This window comes from Lysobacter stagni (assembly GCF_030053425.1).
Taxonomy (GTDB): domain Bacteria; phylum Pseudomonadota; class Gammaproteobacteria; order Xanthomonadales; family Xanthomonadaceae; genus Lysobacter_J; species Lysobacter_J stagni.
Genome location: NZ_JASGBI010000001.1, coordinates 591848 through 614899, shown reverse-complemented (window position 1 = coordinate 614899; position 23052 = coordinate 591848). Strand labels below are relative to the sequence as shown.

General features: G+C 69.0%; 14 protein-coding genes. 6 read left to right on the top strand and 8 right to left on the bottom strand.

The features are described 5' to 3' along the window. The first annotated feature begins 73 nt into the window (after positions 1–73). Positions 74–2695 (top strand): alpha-amylase family glycosyl hydrolase, encoded by a 2622-nt coding sequence (locus QLQ15_RS02740; RefSeq protein ID WP_283211329.1) that lies wholly within the window; start codon positions 74–76, stop codon positions 2693–2695. 13 nt (positions 2696–2708) lie between these two features. Here the strand turns inward: QLQ15_RS02740 and QLQ15_RS02735 are convergent, their stop codons facing one another. After that, positions 2709–4328, bottom strand: a complete 1620-nt coding sequence (locus QLQ15_RS02735; protein ID WP_283211328.1) for an alpha/beta hydrolase-fold protein — start codon at positions 4326–4328, stop codon at positions 2709–2711. A gap of 231 nt (positions 4329–4559) precedes the next feature. Continuing rightward, positions 4560–6185, bottom strand: coding sequence for an alpha-glucosidase family protein (locus QLQ15_RS02730; protein ID WP_283211327.1), 1626 nt, complete (start codon positions 6183–6185; stop codon positions 4560–4562). A gap of 212 nt (positions 6186–6397) precedes the next feature. On the opposite strand from QLQ15_RS02730, the gene QLQ15_RS02725 reads away from it, so the two are divergent. The 4 genes from QLQ15_RS02725 (at position 6398) to QLQ15_RS02710 (ending at position 13688) form a co-directional block, all read left to right on the top strand. Then, positions 6398–8692 (top strand): glucosidase family protein, encoded by a 2295-nt coding sequence (locus QLQ15_RS02725; RefSeq protein WP_283211326.1) that lies wholly within the window; start codon positions 6398–6400, stop codon positions 8690–8692. Continuing rightward, positions 8689–10179, top strand: a complete 1491-nt coding sequence (locus QLQ15_RS02720) for an MFS transporter (RefSeq protein ID WP_283211325.1) — start codon at positions 8689–8691, stop codon at positions 10177–10179. The genes QLQ15_RS02725 and QLQ15_RS02720 overlap by 4 nt, the downstream gene beginning before the upstream one ends. A 22-nt stretch (positions 10180–10201) precedes the next feature. Then, complete coding sequence (locus tag QLQ15_RS02715) at positions 10202–11863, top strand: alpha-amylase family glycosyl hydrolase (protein WP_432277769.1); 1662 nt, start codon at positions 10202–10204, stop codon at positions 11861–11863. A gap of 292 nt (positions 11864–12155) precedes the next feature. Then, the gene (locus QLQ15_RS02710; RefSeq protein WP_283211324.1) at positions 12156–13688 is read left to right on the top strand and encodes a M20/M25/M40 family metallo-hydrolase; all 1533 of its coding nucleotides are present in this window, start codon (positions 12156–12158) and stop codon (positions 13686–13688) included. Positions 13689–13723: 35 nt separating this feature from the next. On the opposite strand, the gene QLQ15_RS02705 is transcribed toward QLQ15_RS02710, so the two are convergent. From QLQ15_RS02705 to QLQ15_RS02695, 3 genes are all read right to left on the bottom strand, one after another. After that, a complete protein-coding gene (locus tag QLQ15_RS02705; protein ID WP_283211323.1) occupies positions 13724–15670 on the bottom strand; it encodes an alpha/beta hydrolase family protein in 1947 nt (648 codons plus the stop codon). A gap of 91 nt (positions 15671–15761) precedes the next feature. Continuing rightward, on the bottom strand, positions 15762–16814 hold the full coding sequence (locus tag QLQ15_RS02700; protein WP_283211322.1) for a LacI family DNA-binding transcriptional regulator: 1053 nt from the start codon (positions 16812–16814) through the stop codon (positions 15762–15764). A 169-nt stretch (positions 16815–16983) separates the two neighbouring features. Then, on the bottom strand, positions 16984–17724 hold the full coding sequence (locus QLQ15_RS02695; protein WP_432277768.1) for a VIT1/CCC1 transporter family protein: 741 nt from the start codon (positions 17722–17724) through the stop codon (positions 16984–16986). Positions 17725–17985: 261 nt separating this feature from the next. Between QLQ15_RS02695 and QLQ15_RS02690 the strand changes: the two genes are divergently transcribed. After that, a complete protein-coding gene (locus tag QLQ15_RS02690) occupies positions 17986–19350 on the top strand; it encodes a glutamate--cysteine ligase (RefSeq protein WP_283211321.1) in 1365 nt (454 codons plus the stop codon). A 167-nt stretch (positions 19351–19517) separates the two neighbouring features. Here QLQ15_RS02690 and QLQ15_RS02685 read toward each other — a convergent pair whose 3' ends face one another. From QLQ15_RS02685 to QLQ15_RS02675, 3 genes are all read right to left on the bottom strand, one after another. Continuing rightward, complete coding sequence (locus QLQ15_RS02685; RefSeq protein ID WP_283211320.1) at positions 19518–20258, bottom strand: tetratricopeptide repeat protein; 741 nt, start codon at positions 20256–20258, stop codon at positions 19518–19520. A 71-nt stretch (positions 20259–20329) separates the two neighbouring features. Continuing rightward, on the bottom strand, positions 20330–22225 hold the full coding sequence (locus tag QLQ15_RS02680) for a sensor histidine kinase (protein ID WP_283211319.1): 1896 nt from the start codon (positions 22223–22225) through the stop codon (positions 20330–20332). Beyond that, positions 22222–22929: a response regulator gene (locus QLQ15_RS02675; RefSeq protein ID WP_283211318.1), complete on the bottom strand. Its 708-nt coding sequence runs from the start codon at positions 22927–22929 to the stop codon at positions 22222–22224. Before QLQ15_RS02675 ends, QLQ15_RS02680 begins: the two co-directional genes overlap by 4 nt. Between the last annotated feature and the right edge of the window lie 123 nt (positions 22930–23052).

Sequence of the window (23052 nt, the reverse complement as noted above, 5' to 3'; positions counted from 1 at the left end):
GCGGTGCAATCGTTTTCGCCATGGAATAGTGGTCTCCCGCCGGCCGACGGCCGGGATGCGCCACGGGAGCGGCATGAGCACACGCGGTCCGGCCAGGTTCGCGCGCACGCGTGCGCTCGCGTTCATGTGGTTGCTTGCGACCGTCCCGTCGGTCGCCGCGCCGCCGGACGCCGCACCGCTGGGTCCACTGCACGTGCCGTCCCCGGACTGGCGCGACCAGGTCGTCTATTTCGTGATGACCGACCGGTTTGACGACGGCGAGCCGCGCAACAACGACCAGGGCGCGGGTGAGTACGATCCACGCGACAACGCACGCTGGAGCGGTGGCGACCTGCGCGGCGTCGAACGGCGCATCGGCTACATCCGCGACCTGGGTGCGACCGCGGTGTGGATCACGCCGCCCGTGGCCAACCAGTGGTGGAGCGAGCGCAGCCATTACGGCGGCTACCACGGCTATTGGGCCAGCGATTTCGCCGCGGTCGATGCCCACTACGGCACGCTGGAGGACTACCGCCGCCTGTCGCGCCGACTGCACGGCGCCGGCATGTACCTGGTGCAGGACGTGGTGGTGAACCACACCGGCAACTACTTCACCTACGACGGCGGCTGGGACCCGCGCGATCCGGCCGCGCATTTCCAGCGCAATGCCGGCAACGCGCCCGCGCAGCCGCCGTTCGACCGCAACGACGCGCACGACGCGCGCCAGCGCGCGGAGGGCATCTACCACTGGACGCCCGCCATCCGCGACTACGCCGACCGCGAGCAGCTGCTCAACTTCCAGCTGGCCGACCTGGACGACCTGAACACGGAGAACCCGCAGGTGAGGCGCGCGCTTCGCCGTTCGTACGCACGTTGGATACGCGAGGCCGGTGTCGACGCGTTCCGAGTCGACACCGCCTTCTACGTGCCGCCGGACTACTTCGACGACTTCCTGCACGCGCGCGATCGCGCCGCGCCGGGCATCGCGCAGGTCGCGGCGCAAACCGGACGCAAGGATTTCCTGCTGTTTGGCGAGGGTTTCGGCGTCGATCGTCCGTACGAGGACGCGCAGATGCGCCGCATCGATACCTACCTGCGCGATGCGGAGGGACGCGCACTGCTGCCGTCGATGATCCAGTTCCCGCTTTACGGCACCAGCGTGGACGTGTTCGCGCGCGGTCGTCCCACGGCAGAGCTGGCGTGGCGTATCCAGCGCACGATGCAGCTGTATGCGGATCCGCACCGCATGCCGACCTTCGTCGACAACCACGACGTGGACCGCTTTCTCGCCAGTGGCAGCGAGGCAGCCCTGCGCCAGGCGCTGCTGGCGATCATGACGTTGCCGGGCATTCCGGTGGTCTACTACGGCACCGAACAGGGCTTCACCGAGCAGCGCGCCTCGATGTTCGCGACGGGTTACGGCTCTGGCGGGCATGACCGCTTTGATCCCCAGACGCCGCTATACCGCTACCTGCGCGAGGCCATCGCGTTGCGCCGCGGCGATCGCGTCTTCTCGCGTGGCGTGCCCACCGTGCTGCGCTCCGATGCCGCTGGCCCCGGTGCGCTGGCGTGGCGCATGGACCACGAGGGTGCGAGCGCGCTGGTGCTGTTGAACACGGCCGAACACCCCACCCTGATGGACCGCGTCGATACAGGGCTGGCGCCGGGCACACGCGTGCGCAGCCGCTTCACCATCGACGGCGGCACGCACGATGCCGTGGTCGATCCGGAGGGGCGAATCACGCTGGTCCTCCCGGCGCGTGCGGGCTGGGTGATGCAGGCCGTCGAAGACTCCGTTGTTCCGCAGGCGCCTTCCGCATCGCTCGACATCGACATGCACCGCGTCGCCGAAACGACCAGTGCGCTCGACATCGCCGGCCGAGCATCCGGTACGGAGCATGTGGACATCGTCGTCGATGGCGACGTGTCGACCGCGCGGCGAGTGCCAGTCGATCGTGATGGGCGCTGGCGCGCGCGCATCGACACGGGCGACATGACGGATGCGGCGATCGTCCATCGTGTGGTGGCGTGGGCGCCACAGGCCGGCGTGGCATCGAAGGCGGTCGAGTTCCGCGTGCAGCGCGACTGGACGCTGCTCGCACAGCACGACGATGCGGCTGGCGACGACAACGGCCCGCTGGGCCGTTACACCTATCCCCTCGATGCCGGCTGGCGCGATGCGAGACCCGCGGACCTGCGGCGCGTCCGCGTATACGGCGCCGGTGGCGCGCTCAAAGTTGAAGTGCAGGTGCCTTCGTTGAGCCAGGCGTGGAACGCCCCCAACGGATTCGACCACGTTGCGTTCAACGTCTTCGTGCAGCTGCCGGATGCGGGCGCCGGCGCAACCGTCATGCCGCAGCAGAACGGCGTGCTGCCCGACGGTATGCACTGGAGCGTGCGTCTGCGCGCGCACGGCTGGTCCAACGCACTGTTCTCCGCGACCGGTGCCACCGCGACGCAGGAGGGCACGCCGCTCGTTCCTGCCGCGACGCTGCAGGTGGATCGCGAGGCGGCAACGGTCACGTTCGTGTTGCCGGCGTCTTCGCTTGGTCGGCCCCGTTCGTTCCGCGGCGGCAAGGTCTATGTCAGCACCTGGGACTACGACGGCGGCTATCGCCCGCTTGCCCCGGGGGCCACCGCATCGGGCTTCGGCGGAGGCGATGGCGCGCGCGATCCGCGCGTGATGGACGACAGCGGCGTGATCGAACTGCGCTGATCCGCGTGCGCGGTCAAGGCCGGAGCAGGTACTGCAGGGGGACGTCGACGCGATCGCGCCAGGCGCGTTCGTTGTGTTCGGCGCCAGGAAACTCGCGACTCATGAAATCGCGTCCACGCCGCCAGCCTGCGTCTTCCAGCACGCGATCCATGCGCTGTTGATACGACCCATACGACGCATCGAGCGTCGCCGTGCCGTGGTCGAAGTAGAAGCGGTGCGTGCGTCGCGGCGGCAGATGCGTCGACAGGTAGTCGATGACCGCGCCATCGTCGGCAGGCCAGTGCGTGGACAACCCCGCCGCACCCGCGAAGACATCCGGGTACTCGCTCATCGCGTAGGCGGAGATCAGCCCGCCCATGCTGGACCCCATCACGAACGTGTCCGCGCGGTCGGGTTTCGTGCGGTAGGTCGCGTCGATCGCCGGCTTCAGTTCGTCGACGATGAAACGCAGGTAGTCGTCCGACAGCACGCCGGCGCGCGGTCCCGGGGCCACCGCCCCGGCGGGCATGTACTCGGGACCGCGCAAGGGTGTGTTGGAAATCGCCACGACGATGGCCGCGCGCACGTCGTTCGAGGCGACCAGTCGCGTCATCGCGCCGTCCACGTCCCAGTCGACGCCGGTGTAGGCCAGCGCGGGGTCGAACACGTTCTGGCCATCGTGCAGGTACAGCACCGGATAGCGGCGTCGCGGGTGATCCTCATAGCCCGGCGGCAGCCACACGTCGACATTGCGCGAGGGCAGGCGCACGGATCCGGCCGGCACGTCCTGGTAGCTGTCGACGTGACCGGTCGCCTGCAGGGCCGGGGCGTGCACGGCATAGGCCCACTGCAGGAACACCGGCAGCATGCGCGCCCACGCGGCCTGCTCGTGGCGGCCGTCGGGCAGCAGGTAGAGCGCGACCTCGGCGCGGGTCGCGCCCGCGGCGTGGTCGTCGTTGATGCGATAACCCAGCTGACGCAGGCCTTTCTGGCCGCTGTGGTCCGGTTGCCAGCCATCGATCACGTCGCGCGTGTCGTCCACCGCATCGTTGACGCCGTCAGCGTCGCGGTCGCTGTCTTCCTCGGTCGTGCCCACGGCGAAGAACCATCGCGCACCGACACGTGGCTGACTGCCATCGATGATCCGCTGCACGAAGCGCGTGCGTTGCACCGTCTCATTGCTGGCACCGTCCTGCGCCAGCCAGAACGACGGCGAGAACGCACCCACGCGCGCGAACACCTCCGGGTACTGCCAGCCCAGATTGAACGCATTCAACCCGCCCAGCGACCAGCCCAGGATGGCGCGCGCGTCCGGCGTGGTGCGCGTGCGGTAGCGCGCATCGATGGCAGGAACCAGCGTGTGCGCGACCCATTCGGAATACGCATGCGCGTTCGTGCCCACCGGCCCGTACTTCGTCTGCGCGACGACGCTGTTGCCGCGCTCGCGGTCGGACAGGCCATAGGCCCCCATGCGGTCGCGTGGCATGTCGATGGCGACGACGATCGGCGCGCGGATGGTTCCCTTCGCGATCAGGTCCTGCAGCGTCGCCTGCAAGCGGACGGCCTCCCGATCCTGGCCGTCGTTGACGTAGAGCACCGGATACCGGCGCGTACCGGAGGCGTAGTCCGGGGGAAGGTAGACGGTGGCCCGCATGCCTTCGGGGGCGAATGTGGTCGCGTCGAAACGGAGCGGCTCGACAGTCAGCGGGCCCGGGACAGGGCCGGGCGACAGCGGTTCAACAGCGAGCGCACCGTGCGCGAAGGCAAGCAGCCACGACGCCACGGCGATACGGAGCGAACGTCGAATCCGTGTGCATCCCATGCCGCGTCTCCGGATGATGTGCGTTCGTCATCGAGGCGACACGGGCGTGCCCGTGCGCCGCGCTCAACCCAGTCGTGCGTAGAACACGCCGCGCGGCGGCAGGTGCAGCACACCCTGGGACACATCACCCGCGAGCAGGCCGTGATCGGCGAGCGGTACGACGGAACCCAGGCTGCCCGGCACGTCCCAGCGCTGCGGGATCGCCGACAGGTTGAACACGACCAGCAGCATTTCGTCGCCGCTGCGGCGCGTGAACGCCAGCACCGGTTCCGGCGCATCGAGGAAGGCGATGTCGCCGCCCACCAGCGCCGGATGCGACTTGCGCCAGCGCAGCAGGTGGCGAACGCCGTTGAGCACCGACGCGGGCTGTGCATCCTGCATCGCGACACTCAGTCCGGTGTGCGCCGCCGGCACCGGCAGCCACGGCGCGCGCACGCTGAAGCCGGCCTGTGCATCGCCGTTCCAGGGCATCGGCGTGCGACATCCATCGCGGCCCTTGAAGGTCGGCCAGAACGCGATGCCGTACGGGTCCTGCAGGGCTTCGAACGGCACGTCCGCCTCCGGCAGCCCCAGCTCCTCGCCCTGGTACAGGCAGACCGAGCCGCGCAGCGAACACACCAGCGCGACCAGCTGCTTCGCCAGCTCTGCATCGAGCGCGCCACCGCCGCCCCAGCGCGTCACCGCGCGTTGCACGTCGTGGTTCGAGATGGCCCAGCACGGCCACCCGTTCTGCATCTTCGCTTCGAGGTCCTCGACAGTGCCGCGGATGTAGGCGGCGCTGGAATCGTCGGTGAGCAGCTCGAAGCTGTAGCCCATGTGCAGGCGACGCTCGTCGACGTACTCGGCCATGGTCGCCAGCGAGTCCTCCGAGGAGATCTCGCCCAGCGTCGTCGCGCCCGGATAGCGGTCCAGCAGCGCGCGCAGGTCCTCGATGAACGCGACGTTCTCCGGCTGCGTGTTGTTGTACCAGTGGTACTGGAACGCATACGGGTTGTCGGGGCTGAAACCCCGCCCGGTGCGCAGCTCCGCCGGCTTGGCCGGGTTGTCGCGCAGCTGCGTGTCGTGGAAGCAGAAGTTGATCGCATCCAGGCGCAGGCCGTCGACGCCGCGGTCGAGCCAGAACTTCACGTTGTCCAGCGTGGCCTCGCGCACCGCCGGGTTGTGGAAATTCAGGTCCGGCTGCGAGGCCAGGAAGTTGTGCAGGAAATACTGGCCGCGTCGCGGTTCCCACTGCCACGCCACGCCGCCGAACAGCGACAGCCAGTTGTTGGGCGGCGTGCCGTCGGGCTTCGCGTCGGCCCAGACGTACCAGTCGGACTTCGGGTTGTCGCGGCTCTCGCGGCTTTCGCGGAACCAGGCGTGCTCGATCGACGTGTGGCTGAGCACCTGGTCGATCATCACGCGGATGCCCAGCGAATGCGCCTTGGCCAGCAAGCGGTCGAAGTCGTCCAGCGTGCCGAACAGCGGATCGACATCGCGGTAGTCGGCGATGTCGTAACCGAAGTCGGCCATGGGCGACCTGAAGAACGGCGAAATCCAGATCGCGTCGACGCCGAGGCTGGCCACGTAGTCCAGTTTCTCGACGATGCCCGGCAGGTCGCCGACGCCATCGCCATTGGTGTCCAGGAAGCTGCGCGGGTAGATCTGGTAGATCACCGCGCCACGCCACCACTGCATCTGTTCCGTCATTCGCTGTTCCGTCCCCGACCCAGTCATCCCTGCGTCTGCCATGCCGCATCCATGCCCGCCAGGCGCGCCCGTGGCGCGCGATGGAGCGCACTATTCCACGATGCGTTCCTCTGCGGATTGCCGTACTCGCTCGCTGGGCGATGAATACGTATACAGCCGGAACCAGCGCGGCCGGTGCCGTCTACCATGGCGGCACTGAGCTGGGGAGGTTCATGAATCGAGCCATCACGCCCGATGCGCGTACCACGTGGCGTACGACCCTTGCGGTCGCGCGGCTGGCGCTGGCGTGTGGCCTGGCCGTCAGTACCGGCGCGTATGCGCAGGCCGATGGCCACCCCTGGCAGGACGGCCTGGACTGGCGTGGCCACCACGCGCGGATGACGGCGTCGCCGGACGGCTGGCGCCTGCGCACGGACGCGGCCGGCACGGCGATCGAGCGCGACATCGCGATACAGCCCATGCGCAGCGACACCGCCAGCGTGCTGTTCGACGGCCTGTTCGCGCTTGCCCAGGACGAGCTGCAGCGGGCGCAGGTGGCCTCCATCACCGATAACGCCTACGACAGCGGCCGGCCGATTCCGTGCCCCTGCTTCGAGACCGGCGAGAAGTGGCGCTATGTGTGGACGCGCGATCTCTCCTTCGCGGCCGACCTCGCGCTGGCGCGGCTGGCGCCGCAACGCACCCGCGATTCGCTGCGGTTCAAGCTCTCCGACGCACGCGCGGGCGGCTCGCCGGGCACCTATGTGTTGCAGGACACCGGCTCCGGCGGCAGCTGGCCGATCAGCAGCGACCGCGTGGTGTGGTTCCTCGGCGCGGCTGCCTTGCCGCCATCGGACGACACCGACGCGCAACGTTTCGCCGACCAGACCTGGAGCGCGCTGACCGCCACGCTCGCGCAGGACCGGCAGTACGTGTTCGACGAGGACATGGGGCTGTACCGGGGCGAGACCTCGTTCCTCGACTGGCGCGAGCAGTCCTATCCGCGCTGGACGGCGGACGATGTCGGCTTCATCGGGCAATCCTTCGCGCTGTCGACCAACGTGCTGCATTACCGCGCGCTGCGCCTGGCGGCGCGACTGGCGCACGAACGCGGTGACGCACGCGCGGCGCAGTACGACGCGCAGGCCGATGCGCTGGCGCGCGCCATCGACCGACGCTTCTGGCGGGACGACCGCGGCCTGTACATGAGCTATATCGGCACTGCCGCGCATCCGGTGCCGTTCGAGGCCTACGACCTGCTCGGCCTGGCGCTGCTGATCGACAGCGGCATCGCGCCGGAGGATCGGGCGCGTCGCGCGTTGTCCAACTATCCGACGCTGGAATCGGGAAGCCCGGTGATCTGGCCGCAGCAACCGGGCATCGCCATCTACCACAACCGCGCGATCTGGCCCTTCGTCAGCGCCTACGCGCTGCGCGCCGCACGCCGGCTGGACGACGCGCCGCGCATCGAACACGAGATCCGCTCGCTCATGCGCGGCGCCGCGCTGGCTGCCTCGAACATGGAGAACTTCGAACTCACCACGCAGGCCGTGCACGTCGACGACGGCGCACTGAGCGGCCCGGTGGTGAACTCGCCGCGGCAGCTCTGGTCGGTCGCGGGCTATCTGCAGATGGTGATGGAAGGCGTGTTCGGCCTGCAGGCCGACGGCAGCGTCCTGCCGAAGATTCCTGTCGCGCTGGTGCCGATGCTGTTCGGCGAGCGCGACACGGTGTCGCTGCAGCTGCGGGATGGCACGATCGTCCTGCACCGGCCAGCCCATGTGGATGGTGACCTCCTGGTCGCGGGCACGACGCGTCGCGAGGGCGATACACGGCACGTGCAGCTGATCGGCAAGCAGGCGCCGCGCGCGATCGCCGACGTGCGCCTGGACGCCGCTGCGTTCGCACCGGCATCGCCCGATGCGCCGACGCTGCGCGAGGACGGGGCGCAATGGCGCATCGACGTGCCGGCTGGAACCCGCCTGTACGTGGACGGTGCGCTGCGCGCCGAAGCTATCGCTCAGCCACGGCACGCGACGCTGCCGCGCCGACCCGCGCAGCAATGCCTGAGCCTGACGCGCGTGGCCGGTGGCGTGGAATCGCTGCACGGACCCACGCGCTGCGTCGGCGATGAAACCACGGTCGAAGGTGCGTGGCCGCGCCAGTGGCGTGCGCCGACGACGGGGCGTTACGCACTCAGCGTCGACTTCGTGAACACGCATGGCCCGATCAACACCGGAATCACGGCGGCCGTGAAGCGACTGATCGTGGAGTGCGAAGGCCAGCCGGCGCAGACCGGCCCGCTGGTGATGCCGCACGGGACTGCCATGCAACGCTCCAGCCCGGTCGTGATCGAGGCGAAGGCCGGCGGCGCGTGCCGCATCGGTCTGCTCGACGGATTCAATATGTCGTATCTCAGCCACAACGCCCATTACACCGGCGGTGCGGGCGGCATCGATGGGCCGCTCAATGCGGCCGACATCGGGGCCCTGCACGTCATGCCGCTGACGGAGAACGTCGCCCGATGAGCACCAAGCCGCAGTTGTCGTTCTGGCAGATCTGGAACATGTGTTTCGGCTTCCTCGGTATCCAGTTCGGTTTCGCCCTGCAGAACGCCAACGTCAGCCGCATCTTCCAGACGCTGGGTGCGAGCATGGACGACATCCCGGTGTTGTGGATCGCCGCGCCCCTGACGGGGCTGATCGTGCAGCCGATCGTCGGCTATCTGTCCGACCGCACGTGGACGCGCCTGGGCCGTCGTCGTCCGTACTTCCTGGTGGGCGCGGTCCTGGCGACGCTGGCGCTGTTCTTCATGCCCAACTCGCCGACGCTGTGGATCGCGGCCGGACTGCTGTGGGTGCTGGATGCGTCGATCAACATCTCGATGGAACCATTCCGCGCGTTCGTCGGCGACCAGTTGCCGACGCAGCAGCGTGCCAGCGGTTACGCGATGCAGAGCTTCTTCATCGGCGTGGGCTCGGTGATCGCAAGCCTGCTGCCGTGGTTGCTGGCACAGGCCGGTATCGGCAATACAGCCGGCCCCGGCGAAGTGCCGGATACCGTGCGCTACGCGTTCTACGTGGGCGGTGCGGTGCTGATGCTGGCGGTCGGCTGGACGGTGCTGCGCACGCGCGAATATCCGCCCGACGTGCTGCGGGCGCACGACACCACGCCACGCCTGGCGCGCCGGCCGCTCGACGCCGCACGCGCGCTTCGCAGCGGCGGTGCATGGCTGGTCGCGGGCGTCGTCGTCGCGGGCGTGGTGTGGCAGTTCGCGCTGGACAAGCAGTTGTACATTCTGGCGGCCCTGCTGGCGGCCTACGGCATCGCGCTGGTCGCGGCCAGTCGCATGCGACTCGAACGCGCGCTGGCGCAGATCGTCGGCGACCTGCACGACATGCCCGCCGAGATGCGCAAGCTGGCCGTCGTGCAGTTCTTCTCGTGGTTCGCGCTGTTCGCGATGTGGATCTACACCACGGCAGCGGTCACGCAGGTGCACTTCGGCAGCACGGACACGTCGTCCGCGCTGTACAACGACGGCGCCAACTGGGTGGGCGTGCTGTTCGCGGCCTACAACGGTTTCGCCGCGCTGGCCGCCATTGCGATCCCGTGGATGGTGCGCCGCATCGGCCTGCGCCTGAGCCATCTGGTCAACGTCACGCTGGGCGGGCTGGGACTGCTGTCGTTCCTGCTGATCCGTGATCCGCACTGGCTGCTGCTGTCGATGGTCGGCGTGGGTTTCGCCTGGGCCTCGATCCTGTCCCTGCCGTACGCGTTGCTGTCCGACAGCGTGCCGGCGGAGAAGATGGGCGTGTTCATGGGCATCTTCAATTTCTTCATCGTCATCCCGCAGCTGGTCGCGGCCAGCCTGCTCGGCTTCCTGCTGAAGCATTTCTTCGGCGGGCAACCGGTCCAGGCGCTGACCATCGGCGGGATCAGCCTGATCGTGGCGGGCCTGTGCGTGCTTCGCGTGCGCGAGCCGCAGGTCGGCGCGGCGACGGTCGCCGCCAACTGAACCAACCGACGCAACGGACCCCATGATGCGCAGACTGCTTCCGCTGACCCTGATGCTGGCCTGCGCCAGCGCGTCGGCCGCCGACTACTACGGCACGCTGGAACCGTTCGCGAAGGAGGCGGTGTACTTCGTCGTCACCGACCGCTTCGTCAACGGCGATCCGTCCAACGACCATCGCGACCAGGGCGGGCCGGATCCGGCGACGCGCACCTTCGACCGGCTCACGCCGGGCAGCGATCAGGGCGACAACATCGGTTACCTGGGCGGCGATTTCAAAGGCATCGTCGATCACCTCGACTACATCCGCGGCATGGGCTTCACCGCGCTGTGGGTCACGCCCATCGTCGACAACCCGGACGAGGCCTTCACCGGGGGCAAGCCGGCGCAGAAGGGCGGCTTCCTCACCGACGGCGGCAAGACCGGCTATCACGGGTACTGGGGCGTGAACTTCTACCGGCTCGATGAGCACCTGCCGAGCCCGGGCCTGGATTTCGCCGGCCTCGCCAGCGCGGTGCACGGCAAGGACATGAAGCTGGTGCTCGACATCGTCGGCAACCACGGCTCGCCGTCGTACACGATGCCGAAGGCGCAACCGAAGTTCGGGCAGGTGTTCGACCGCGAAGGAAAGCTCGTCGCCGATCACCAGAACCTGCGACCGGAGCAGCTCGACCCGGCCAACAACCCGCTGCACCGCTTCTACAACACCACGCCGGGGCTGGCGGAGCTGTCGGATCTCAACGAGAACAACCCGGCGGTGATGGACTACCTGTCCGGCGCGTATGCGCAGTGGATCGCGCAGGGCGCCGATGCGCTGCGCATCGACACCATCGGCTGGCTGCCGCACCCGTTCTGGCACGAGTTCGTCGCGCGCATGCGCAAGCAGAAGCCCGGCATGTTCATGTTCGGCGAGGCCTTCGAGTACGACGCCACCAAGATCGCCGAGCACACGCTGGCGAAGAACGCCGGCGTGAGCGTGCTGGATTTCCCGCTCAAGCAGGGGCTGGAGAAAGTGTTCGGCCACGAGCAGGCGGGCTTCGAGGAACTGGCCGGGCGCCTGTTCCTGCGCGAAGGGCCGTACGCCAATCCGTACGACCTCGCGACGTTCTACGACAACCACGACATGGCGCGCCTGGACGCGACCGACGACGGTTTCATCGACGCGCACAACTGGCTGTTCACCGCGCGCGGCATTCCGGTCGTGTACTACGGGTCGGAGGTCGGCTTCATGCGCGGCCGTCCGGAACACGATGGCAATCGCAACTACTTCGGTGCGGAGCGCATCGCCGGCGCACCGCAGCATCCCATCGCGCAGCACCTGACGCGCATCGCGCACGTGCGTGCGGCATCGCCGGCGTTGCAGCGCGGGCTGCAGCTCAACGTGGAACTCAAGGGCGACCGGGCCGCGTTCTACCGCGTGATCCAGCACGACGGCGTGGCGCAGACCGCGCTGGTGCTGCTCAACAAGGGTGCGACTCCGGCGTCGTTCGAAGTGAAGCAGTGGCTGCAGCCCGGCACGTGGCGCGCGGCCGTCGCGGGCGGCGAGAAGAAGGTGCGTGCCGGCGGAGCGCTGCGTGCGACCGTGCCTGAGCACGGCGTGGAGGTGTTCCTGCTCGATGCGCCCGTGACGCAGCCGCAGCTGGTGGCTGAACTCGACACGCTGATGAAGGTGCAGCGGCCGCATTGACGCTGGCCGATCGAGGTCACTTCCCTTCTCCCCTCGTGGGAGAAGGTGCCCGAAGGGCGGAAGAGGGGGCGCCGATCGCGCTGGCGCGCGTTCCCCTCTCCCGACGCGCTGACGCGCGTCGACCTCTCCCACAAGGGGAGAGGTGAACAGCCCCGTGGTTGCCCCGTCCTCAACGCGTGTCGCCCGGTAGTCCGGACGAGCGAAGCGCACGCAGTGGGCCCTCTCCGGACCCTTCACCGGTTTCTTCTCCGCGCCGGTAGACTCGCCCCACCACACACGGCGGGAGTGACGTATGCGGGCATCGGCTTTCGGGAAGGGAGCGCGCCGGTGCGCGCTCGCAGCGGCACTGGCGATCGCGACAGCGGGTGCGGCGCAGGCCGCCCCGCCGGATCGCGCGGCGATCCAGGCACAGGTGGCGCAGCGCCACGACTCGGCGGTGAAGGCGCTGCAGGACTGGATCGCGCTGCCGTCGATCGCGGCCGAGGACCGCAACGCGAAGCAGGGCGCCGACTACATGGCCAGGCTCGCACGCGATGCGGGATTCCAGCATGTCGAGGTCGTCGACACGGGCGGCAAGCCCGGCGTGTTCGCCACGCTCGACGCGGGCGCTCCGGTCACACTGGGCGTGTACTTCATGTACGACGTCAAGCAGTTCGATCCGGCGGAATGGTCGTCGCCGCCGCTGGAAGGCAGGCTGGTCGACAAGCCCGGACTGGGCAAGGCCATCGTCGGACGTGGCGCCACCAACCAGAAGGGGCCGGAGACCGCGTTCCTGACCGCGCTGCAGGCCATCCGCGATGCGAAGCAGCCGATGCCGGTGAACCTGGTGCTGGTGGCCGAGGGTGAGGAGGAAATCGGTTCGCCCAACATCGCCAGGCTGGTGCTGCGCCCGGACATCCAGGCCGCGTTGAAGAAGAGCATCGGCGTGTTCATGCCGATGGGCCTGCAGGCGCCCGATGGCTCGGTCACGGTGAACCTGGGCGCGAAGGGCGTGGTGGAGCTGGAACTGGTGGCCGACGGCAAGGCCTGGGGCCGCGGCCCGGCCAGCGACGTGCATTCGTCGTTGAAGGCCATGGTCGACAGCCCGGCCTGGCGACTGGTCAAGGCGCTGGACACGCTGGTGTCGGACGACGGCAACACGGTGGCCATCGATGGATTTCCCAAGCCTGCACCGCTCACCGCCGAACAGCGCGCGATGATCGCCAGGTCGTCGGCCGCGCGCGACGAAGCCACAGCGAAGAAGACGCTGGGCGTGTCGCACTGGATCGACGACCTTCCCTGGGACAAGGCGAACGAGCGACTGGTTTCGCAGCCGACGATCAACATCGAAGGTCTGGTCGGCGGGTACACGGGTGCAGGCGGCAAGACCATCCTGCCGCACCGCGCGGTGGCGAAGATCGACATGCGACTGGTGCCGCCGATGACGCGCGACGGTGTGGTTGCCGCGCTGAAGGCGCACCTGGCCAAGCGCGGGTACGGCGACATCGCCGTCAACGTGTCCGGCGGTTACGACCCTACCAGCACCGACGCGAACTCACGCCTGGTCCAGGCGCAGCTCGACGTGCTGCGACGCGCCGGCGTGGAGCCGCTGTTGTGGCCGCGCCTGGCCGGTTCGTATCCCGGCTTCGTGTTCACGCAGTCACCGCTGTCGTTGCCATCCGCGCATTTCGGCCTGGGCCACGGCGGCGGCGCGCACGCACCGGACGAGTTCTATCTGATCGAGTCCACCAACCCGAAGGTTCAGGGCTTCGACGGCGCGGTGATGTCCTACGTCGACTACCTCTATGAACTCGGCCGCCAGGACGCTTCGAGCGCCGCGCGCTGAGGCATCGCCCGCGCGCGGTCATGGGGGAAGGCGCGTTACTGCGCCTTCGCCCCGCCGATGTGGCGACTGAGGAAATCCAGCAGCCGCGTGTAGAACTCGCGCTGGTGTTCCTCCGTGTAGAAGCCGTGGCCTTCGGTGGGGAAGTACAGCGTCTCCACCGGTGTGCCGCCGGCGAGCAGCGTCTTCTCCATCATGCGGCTGTGCTTGATCGGCGCGATCTCGTCCTTGCCGCCGGCGGCCAGGAACACCGGCACCTTGACGCGCCCGGGCAGGCGGTTGGGCGAAATGCGCGCCAGCAGGTCGGGATCGTCGCCCATCCAGTCGTTGGCGAAGGAGCCCAGGTACCGCGCGCTGCTGCGCAGATCGTCGCGTCGCATCGGCAGGTCGTAGACGCCGACATAGCCGACGGCGCAGCGGTACAGGTCCGGCTCCCTCGCCGCGCCCATCAGCGCCGCGTAGCCGCCATAGCTGGCGCCGTAGATGCAGATGCGCTCCGGTGCGGCGATGCCCTGTGCGATCGCCCACTTCGTGGCGTCGGTCAGGTCGTTCTGCATCGTGCCGCCCCATTCGCGCGCGCCGGATTGTTCGAAGGCGCGCCCGTAATTGCCGGAGCCGCGGAAGTTCACCTGCAGCACGGCGTAGCCGGCCTGGGCCAGGATCTGTACCTCGCGGTCGAAGGTCCACGTGTCGAACACGCCGAACGGGCCGCCGTGCGGCAGCACCACCATCGGCAGGTGCTTGCCATCCGAACCCGCCGGCACGGTCAGGTAGCCGTGCAGGTCCAGGCCGTCGCGCGCGGGCAGGCGCACTTCGCGCATCGGCGCCATGCGTTGCGGGTCGAGCCAGTCGGCGCGACCGAAGATGCGCGCGGCCTGGCGCGTGGTGGTGTCGAACAGGAAGAAGTCGCCGGGATTACGGTCGCTGGACGCCAGCAGCAGGAGCTGCTTGCCGTCGCGGGTCCCCGACACCACGCGCACCGCAGCGCCCGGCATCGCCTTCTCCAGCATCCGCTGGGTGCGGGCCTGCGGCGAGTTCTCGTCGAAGTAGCGGCTGACCAGCTGATCCTTCATGTACGTCGCACCGATCGGCACGCTGCCGGTGCTGTCGTAGAGGATCGAGTACGGACTCACGTCCGCGTCGCGCAGCAGTTCCGTGCGCTCGCCGGTCTGGGTGTCCAGGGCGACGATGACGTCCGGCCCCTTGGGCTGCTCGACCTCGAGGTAGGCCGTGCGGTTGTCGGCGGCGAAACCCAGCGCCCGCTCGATGCGAAGGCTGACCGTTTCGTCGTTGATCAGCCGCCAGTCCGAGCCGCGCACGTCGCGGTAGTACAGCTTGCTCGCGTTGTCGTTGTCCGACCCGCGTGCGAAGCGCACCTCGCCCTTGTTGTCGGTGGTGAAGCGCGCGCGCCGCACCGGCGCGGTGGCCACGGTGACGCGGCGACCGTTGCGCACGTTCATCCGGTCGATGCGCGTGGACGGGTCGGCGCTGAATGCCTGCACCGAGATCAGCACGTTCTCGTCGTCGGCCGGAAGGTCGTCCTCCAGGAATCCGGCGAAGAAGTCGCCGTACTTGAGGGTCACCGTGCTGGGGTCGTTGTCGTAGTGCCCCATGAGCGTGCGGCCGCCGGTGCCGTCGGCATTGATCGCGTGCAATTCACCGGTGGCGACGGGCGCTTCCAGCGAGCTGAAGCGTTCGGCCATGCTGACCACGATTCGCTCGTCGTTGACCCAGTGGAACGCGGCGATGTCCGAGTCTTCCGGTCCGCTGACCCGGGCGGTGAACGCCTTGTCCGAACGTCGGATCACCACCAGGATCGTGCGGTCTTCCAGCGGCACGGTCGCCGCGTAGTACTCGCCCGTCGGTGAGATCTTGATGTCGCCGTAAACGTCCCGCTTGAGGAACGGCGTCAGGTCCACCTGCGCGACGGCAGGACATGCGACAGCGGCCAGCACCAGGCCGGCCAGGCCTTTCCAGGCACCCATGCGTGCTTCCCTTTTACTTGCCCGCGCGATGCGGGCCCCCGCGGCGAGGATAGCCGCAGTCCGTCCGGAACAGGGAGGAGGGTGGGTGTGCTCAGGCGCCGCTTGAGCGGCGCACCACCAGCGAGGCGGGCAACGTGATGCTGTAGGTGGCCTCGCCGGCGATCTGTCGCATCAGCGTGTCCACGAGCAGCTCGCCAGCGTGCTTGGTGTCCTGGAACACCGTGGTCAGCGGCGGGCTGGTGAAGCGTGCCATGGGGATGTCGTCGAAGCCGACCACCGCGATGTCCTCCGGCACGCGCAGCCCCGCCTCGGTAAGCGCACGCATCGCGCCGATGGCGATCAGGTCGCTCGCGCCGAAGACGGCATCGAACGCGCCGCCACGGGCGAGCAGTTCGCGTGCGGCGGTATAGCCGTCCTCTTCCGAGCTTTCCGCATCGACCTGCAGGATGGCTTCCATGGCGCCACCCACCTCGCGCAGCGCAGCATCGCAGCCGCGGAAGCGGTCGAAGAATTCCGGGCAATGACTGGACGCGCCGCCGAGAAAGGCGATGCGCCGACGACCCAGTCCGACCAGGTGCTCGCCGGCCAGGCGTCCGCCCTGGAAGTTGTCGCAACCGATCGACAGCCCCGGCTGGTCCGGCAGCACCGCGCCCCAGCGCACGAAACGCGTGCCCTGCGCGACCAGCTTCTCCAGCTTGCCCTGATAGGCCAGGTAATCGCCGTAGCCGAGCAGGATCAGGCCGTCGGCCTTCATGCTGTCCTCGTAGTCGGCGTGCCAGTCGTCGGAGAGCTGCTGGAACGAGATCAGCAGATCCTGTCCCTCGCGCGCACAGGCACGGGTGATGGAACCGACCATCGACAGGAAGAACGGGTTGATGTGCGAGTCGTCCGGGGTGGGGTCCTCGAACAGCAGCAGCGCCAGTGTGCCCGAGCGCTGCGTGCGCAGGCTGGAGGCGTGGCGGTCCACCTTGTAGCCCAGCTCGCGCACGGCCTCTTCGACCTTGCGGCGCGTTTCGGCATTGACCAGTGGGCTGCCGCGCAGCACGCGCGACACCGTCGCCTGCGAGACACCGGCGCGATGGGCGATGTCGAGCGAGGTGATCTTGGTCTTCTTGCTGCGGGCGAGGTAATGCACTTGCGACATGGTCGCAGTATGTAAGCCCTTGTCCGCGAAGGCTTGCCGCAGTGCGGCAATGAACGCGCGGGACGCCCGTCCGTTCGCCCTGAGCGTAGCGCAGCGAAGTCGAAGGGCCGTGCGGAGGAGGTGGCCGATCGACTTCGCGGCTACGCCGCCAGGACGAACGGAGTTCGGCTCACACCGCCACGTCGAACAGTCTGCCCACCAGCGACGAGGCCGCCATGGCCAGCGCGCCCCAGAACGCCACGCGCACGGCGCCGCGCAACAGCGGTGCACCGCCGGCGCGCGCGGCCAGTGCGCCGGAAACGAACAGCGCGGCCAACGTCACGACGATGGTCACGGACTGGACCGACTCGGGCGGCGACAGCAGCACCGCGGCCAACGGCAGCAGCGCGCCACTGGTGAACGCGGCGGCCGAGGTCAGTGCGGCCTGCACCGGACGGGCGCGCAGCGTGTCGGTGATGCCCAGCTCGTCGCGTGCGTGCGCGGCGAGCGCATCGTGCGCGGTGAGCTGTTCGGCGACCCGGCGGGCCAGTTCCGGTTCGAGCCCGCGGCGCACATAGATATGCGTGAGCTCGTTGAGTTCGTACTGGGGCTGCGTGTCCAGTTCGCGGCGTTCGATGGCCAGGTCGGCGTTCTCGGTGTCGGCCTGCGACTGCACCGAGACGTATTCGCCGGCCGCCATCGACATGGCCCCGGCAACGATGCCGGCGATGCCGCTCATCAGCACGGCCGAATGCGGCGCGCCGCTGGCGGCCACGCCCACCACCAGGCCCGATACCGACACGATGCCGTCGTTGGCGCCCAGCACCGCCGCGCGCAGCCAGCCCACGCGGCCGGAGCGGTGCGATTCGCTGTGGCGCGTGGGCACCTGCAGGGAGCGGGCGGTTCCGGGTGCGGGGGTACGGTCGGCCATGCCCGAAGGGTACTGCATGCCGCTCCGGAGGCACGCGGCGCGGGCGCGCACCAGTGGCGATCCCGGATTACTGCGTTGCACGCAGCGCCGTATGTGCGTTCACGCCCCCTCGCTACACTGCCGGTGGCTTGCGAAACCCGGGGGCATCCCCATCTGCAAGCCAGGCCATTCCCGAACGGGACAACGGTCATTCCGCGAGATGCCCACATCGCGCGAGCAAGGCATCGGGCCTTGCAGAGGGAGTTTCGCCGCGAGGTGCATGTGTCCGGTCCGAGCCAGGTCAAGGATGTTCCCATCGAGGGACGAGCGCAGCTCGTCGACTTCCTCAGCTCGGGCGTGCGTGCGCGTGACGACTGGCGCATCGGCACCGAGCACGAGAAGTTCGGCTTCCGCACCGACGACCTGCGCCCGCCGACGTTCGACGGCGACCGCGGCATCGAGGCGCTGCTCAAGGGCCTGACCCAGTTCGGCTGGGAACCGGTGACCGAACACGGACGCGTCATCGCGCTCACACGCGACCAGGCCTCGGTGTCGCTGGAGCCGGCCGGCCAGCTGGAACTGTCGGGCGCGCCGCTGGAGAACCTGCACCAGACCTGTTCGGAGACCAACAGCCACCTGCGCGAAGTGCGCACGGTGGCCGAGCCGATGGGGCTGGGTTTCCTGGGCGTGGGCTTCCAGCCCAAATGGCGCCGCGAGGACATGCCGTGGATGCCCAAGGGCCGCTACAAGATCATGCGCGAGTACATGCCCAAGGTCGGCTCGCTCGGCCTGGACATGATGACCCGCACGTCCACCGTGCAGGTCAACCTGGACGTCGGCTCCGAGGCCGACATGGTGAAGAAGTTCCGCGTCTCGCTGGCGCTGCAGCCCATCGCCACCGCGCTGTTCGCCGACTCGCCGTTTACCGAAGGCAAGCCCAACGGGTACCTCAGCTACCGTTCGCACATCTGGACCGATACCGATCCGCACCGCACCGGCCTGCTCGATTTCGTCTTCGATGAAGGCTTCGGTTACGAGCGCTACGTCGACTACCTGCTCGACGTGCCGATGTACTTCGTTTACCGCGACGGTCAGTACATCGATGCCTCGGGCCAGTCGTTCCGCGACTTCCTCGACGGCAAACTGCCGGCCTATCCAGGTCACCGCCCGGTGCTGCGCGACTGGGCCGACCACAGCACCACCGCGTTCCCCGAAGTGCGACTGAAGAAGTACCTGGAAATGCGCGGCGCCGATTCCGGCCCGTGGAACCGCATCTGCGCGCTGCCCGCGTTCTGGGTCGGCCTGCTCTACGACGACACCGTCCTGGATGCGGCGTGGGACCTGGTGAAGGATTTCTCGCTGGAAGAGCGCCACGCGCTGCGCGATGGGGTGCCCAAGCACGCGCTGAAGTTGCCGTTCCGCGACGGTACCGTGCTCGATCTGGCGCGGCGCGCGCTGGAGATCTCCGCGCACGGTCTCAAGCGTCGCTCCCGCCTCAACGCACGCGGCGCCGACGAGACGGTGTTCCTCGAGCCGATGATGGAATTCGCCGAGGCCGGCATCACGCCGGCCGAGCGCAAGCTGGAATTGTTCAACGGCCCCTGGCAGGGCGATATCGACCGCGTGTTCCGCGAGTTCGCGTACTGACGCCGAGCCCGTTTTCCCTTCTCCCCTCGTGGGAGAAGGCACCCGAAGGGCGGATGAGGGGGAGCCGATCGCGCTGACGCGCGCTCCCCTCTCCCAATGTGCTGCGCGCATCGACCTCTCCCGCAAGGGGAGAGGTGGAGCCGCAACGCCGCGGCATGGTCTCGCGCTCAGCGCGCGCCGATGCGCTCCAGCCGGCGCAACCATTCGCTATTCATGCGCCGCGCATAGGCCGGCAGACGGCGGGCGCGCTGCAGCGATTCATCGCGCAGGCGCACGGCGGCGTCGCGTTCGCCCCAGCGGTCCAGCACTTCGGCGTAATGCGCGTGCGCCTCGAAGCCGCTGAAATAACCAACCAGGGTGTCGAACTCGTGCCGCGCCTTCTCGCGCTGGCCTTCGGCCGCGACGGCGCGCGCATAGACCAGGTGTCCGGCCGGCGAGCGGAAGTCCGGGCGCTTGCGGATGAGTTCGTCCAGCACCTCGCGCGCCTGCGTGGCTTCGCCGGCTTCCAGCCGCGCGCGCGCCAGGCGCACGTGCAGTTCCGGGTCGTCGGCGTGGATGCCGCGCAGCGCGGCCTGATAGTGGGGCACCGCGTCAGCGGGACGGCCGGCTTCGACCATCGCATCGGCCAGGCGCGTGCGGTTTTCGGTGGTCGCGGTCATATCGAACGCATCTTGCGCCGCGCGCAGTTCGCGTGTGGGATCGAGCTTGCGCTGCACGCCACGCACGACCTGCCGGCCCAGGTGGCTGTAGCGCCATTCCGGAAGCCAGATCGCCAGCCCGTACACCACGCTGCCCAGCAGCGGGAACACGAAAAGGACCCACAGCCAATAGCGGTCCTGCCCGCTGCGTACCGCGTGCACGGCGAAGAACAGCGCGATGACGACGTGCAATCCCAATCCGATGGGCATTTCACTGGTCTCCCCAGTCCAGGTTGCGGGAGTTTCCACGAGTCGCGCGCCGGACGCCAGCCGACCGAGTCTCACATTCCGGCCAGGCGCACCCGTGGCGACGGCCGCTGCGACGGGATCGCCCGTGGCAGCGCCACGCTCACGCGCAGGCCGCCGCCGGGCCGGTTGTCCAGGCGGATGTCGCCGCCGTGGGCGAGGGCGATGCTGCGCGCCGTCGCCAGCCCGAGGCCGATGCCGCCGGTCTCGCGGTTGCGCGAGGTCTCGCCGCGCACGAAGGGCATGAACAACTGTTCGCTGCGGGCCGGATCCACGCCCGGGCCGTCGTCGTCGATCTGCACCACGTAGTCGTCGCCGTCCTCGCGCAGTTGCAGGCGCGCGCGCTGTCCGTACTTCAACGCGTTGTCGACCAGGTTGCCGACCATGCGCCGCAGTGCCAATGGATCGCCCTGCAGCGGCGCAGGCGAACCGGCAACGCAGATCACGTCGTGGCCGACGTCGGCCAGTTCGTCGCTCACGCTCTCCACCAGCAGGCGCAGGTCCAACCGCTCGCGCAGACCGCTGCGGTGCTGCTCGCGGATGAAATCGAGCGCGGCCTCGATCATCTGCGACATTTCGGCGATGTCGGCCGACGCTTTCTCGCGCGCATCCGGCGGCAGCTGGTCCAGGCGGAACGACAGCCGCGCCAGCGGCGTGCGCAGGTCGTGGGCGATGGCGGCCACCATCTGCGTGCGTTCGCGCACGAGGCGGTTGATGCGCGCCTGCATCGCATTGAACGATGCCGCGGCGCGCACGATTTCGGCCGGACCTTCCAGCGGCACCGGTGGCGCGTCGGCGTCCTGGCCCATGTGGTCGGCGGCGACCGCGAATCGGCGGATCGGCCCGGCCAGTGCGCGCGAGAACCACCACGCCAGCGGCAGCAGCGCGGCCAGGCCCAGTACGACCATCAAGGCCATTTCGCCGATGCCCGCGCCGGTGCGCACGCGTTCGACCACGCGCCAGCGGCCGTCCGCCTGCCGCACGGCGGCGACGAACGCGAACGGCAGCGTCGAATCGGCGCGCCAGCGCGGCTCCTGCGGCGTGGCGCCCAGCGACTCCGGCGTGCCGACGTGCACCGCGGCATCGTCTCCGCGATCGGGCGCGACCACCGTCGCGACGCGGCGCGGCGGAGTGGGCGTCGCCGCGACCGGCTGGGGCGCTGCAGCCGCGACCGCGGTCGTGGGTGCGCCGGTGCCGGTCGGTGCGATGCGCGCGTAAGGTGGCAGGTACTGGCGAAGGTAGGCGGTGGAGGGATCGGGCGGCGGACGCGTGGGCCAGGGCTCCTCGACAGCAGCCGTCACGGGCGCCTCCGCCGGTGCGGCGGTCCTGTCCGACGCGTCCTTCGCGCGCTTGGCTTCGCGGCGCTCGTTCGCGCGCTGCGACGCCCAGCTGGTGCCGTTGCGCAGTGGCTCGCGGTAGCGCGGCATGGGCGTGCGCTGCATGCCACCTGGGCCTTCGCGCCGCTGCGTGAACACCGGCCCCTGTCCTCCCATCGCGCCGCCCGGCGGACCGGCCTGCGCCATCGCGGAGGGAATGAAGAAATCCAGTGTGTCCATCGCCAGCGGGCCCGGCGCCAGCGACCCTTCCATGCGACGCAGCGGCGGCAGCATGCCGGGACCGGCAACGTAGAAACGCACGCGGTCCTCGGGCACGTCCATCCACTGCGCCAGCAGTTCGCGCAGCGGCGGTGGGCTGCTGTAACCCGCATCGGGCGGCGGCGGCTGGGCGATCTCGCTCACGCGCAGCAACGGATTGTTGGAGGGCATGCGCGTGGACAGCAGCGCGACGACTTCCGACAGCCGTACTGCCGGTGTCGGCTTGCGCAGCACCAGCGGGACGATGCCGACCGCGTAGGCCACCGCCAGCGCGCCCAGCAACAGCAGGAAGGTCCGCGCGAAGATCGGCCAGCCGCGGATGCCCGCCGAACTCACAGGCGCGTGACCGCCGGCAGCAGCATGTAGCCTTCGTTGCGCACGGTGCGGATCAGTTCGCTGCGCGTGCGTTCGTTGATCTTGCGTCGCAGGCGGCTGATCTGGCTGTCGATGGCGCGGTCGAACACCTCGGCGTCGCGGCCGCGAGCGTGGTCGAGCAGCTGGTCACGGCTGAGCACGCGCTGCGGATGTTCGACGAACGTGCGCAGCAGCGAGAACTCGCCGTCGGACAGGCTGATGTAGGTGCCGTTGGGGTCGCGCAGGTCGCGGCGCACGGCGTCCAGGTGCCAGCCGGCAAATTCATACAGATGGCCACTGGCCGCACCGGCCGCCTGTTGCCTGCGTCGCAGCACGGCGCGCACGCGGGCGAGCAGCTCGCGCGGATTGCAGGGCTTGGCCAGGTAATCGTCGGCGCCGACTTCCAGACCGATGATGCGGTCGGTATCGCTGCCCAGCGCGCTGAGCATGATCAGCGCAGGACCGCGTTCGGATGCCAGCCGGCGCGCGGCGCTCAGGCCGTCCTCGCCGGGCATCATCACGTCCAGGATGATCAGATCCGGGCGCATGGCGTCCATCGCGCGACGCATCTGGACGGCGTCCTCCGCGGTTTCCACGCGGTAGCCGTGTTCGGAAAGGAAGCTGGAGATCAGCTTGCGGAGATCGGGGTCGTCGTCGACGACCAGCAGCAGCGATTGCAGGTCCATGCCGGGGTGGGGATGCGCGGAGTGCGGAGTGTAGGGAGCACGCGGTGGGCAAGTGTCAAAAGAGCGTTGGCGGGCGCCTGATCCCCGGGGGACGGGCACCGCCGGGTCGGCGCACGGAGGGCC

Bases quoted from the DNA above. Each gene is read 5' to 3' on its own strand.
- QLQ15_RS02740 (WP_283211329.1), top strand. From the start codon at position 74: ATGAGCACACGCGGTCCGGCCAGGTTCGCGCGCACGCGTGCGCTCGCG.
- QLQ15_RS02735 (WP_283211328.1), bottom strand. From the start codon at position 4,328: ATGCGGGCCACCGTCTACCTTCCCCCGGACTACGCCTCCGGTACGCGC.
- QLQ15_RS02730 (WP_283211327.1), bottom strand. From the start codon at position 6,185: ATGACGGAACAGATGCAGTGGTGGCGTGGCGCGGTGATCTACCAGATC.
- QLQ15_RS02725 (WP_283211326.1), top strand. From the start codon at position 6,398: ATGAATCGAGCCATCACGCCCGATGCGCGTACCACGTGGCGTACGACC.
- QLQ15_RS02720 (WP_283211325.1), top strand. From the start codon at position 8,689: ATGAGCACCAAGCCGCAGTTGTCGTTCTGGCAGATCTGGAACATGTGT.
- QLQ15_RS02715 (WP_432277769.1), top strand. From the start codon at position 10,202: ATGATGCGCAGACTGCTTCCGCTGACCCTGATGCTGGCCTGCGCCAGC.
- QLQ15_RS02710 (WP_283211324.1), top strand. From the start codon at position 12,156: ATGCGGGCATCGGCTTTCGGGAAGGGAGCGCGCCGGTGCGCGCTCGCA.
- QLQ15_RS02705 (WP_283211323.1), bottom strand. From the start codon at position 15,670: ATGGGTGCCTGGAAAGGCCTGGCCGGCCTGGTGCTGGCCGCTGTCGCA.
- QLQ15_RS02700 (WP_283211322.1), bottom strand. From the start codon at position 16,814: ATGTCGCAAGTGCATTACCTCGCCCGCAGCAAGAAGACCAAGATCACC.
- QLQ15_RS02695 (WP_432277768.1), bottom strand. From the start codon at position 17,724: ATGGCCGACCGTACCCCCGCACCCGGAACCGCCCGCTCCCTGCAGGTG.
- QLQ15_RS02685 (WP_283211320.1), bottom strand. From the start codon at position 20,258: ATGCCCATCGGATTGGGATTGCACGTCGTCATCGCGCTGTTCTTCGCC.
- QLQ15_RS02675 (WP_283211318.1), bottom strand. From the start codon at position 22,929: ATGGACCTGCAATCGCTGCTGCTGGTCGTCGACGACGACCCCGATCTC.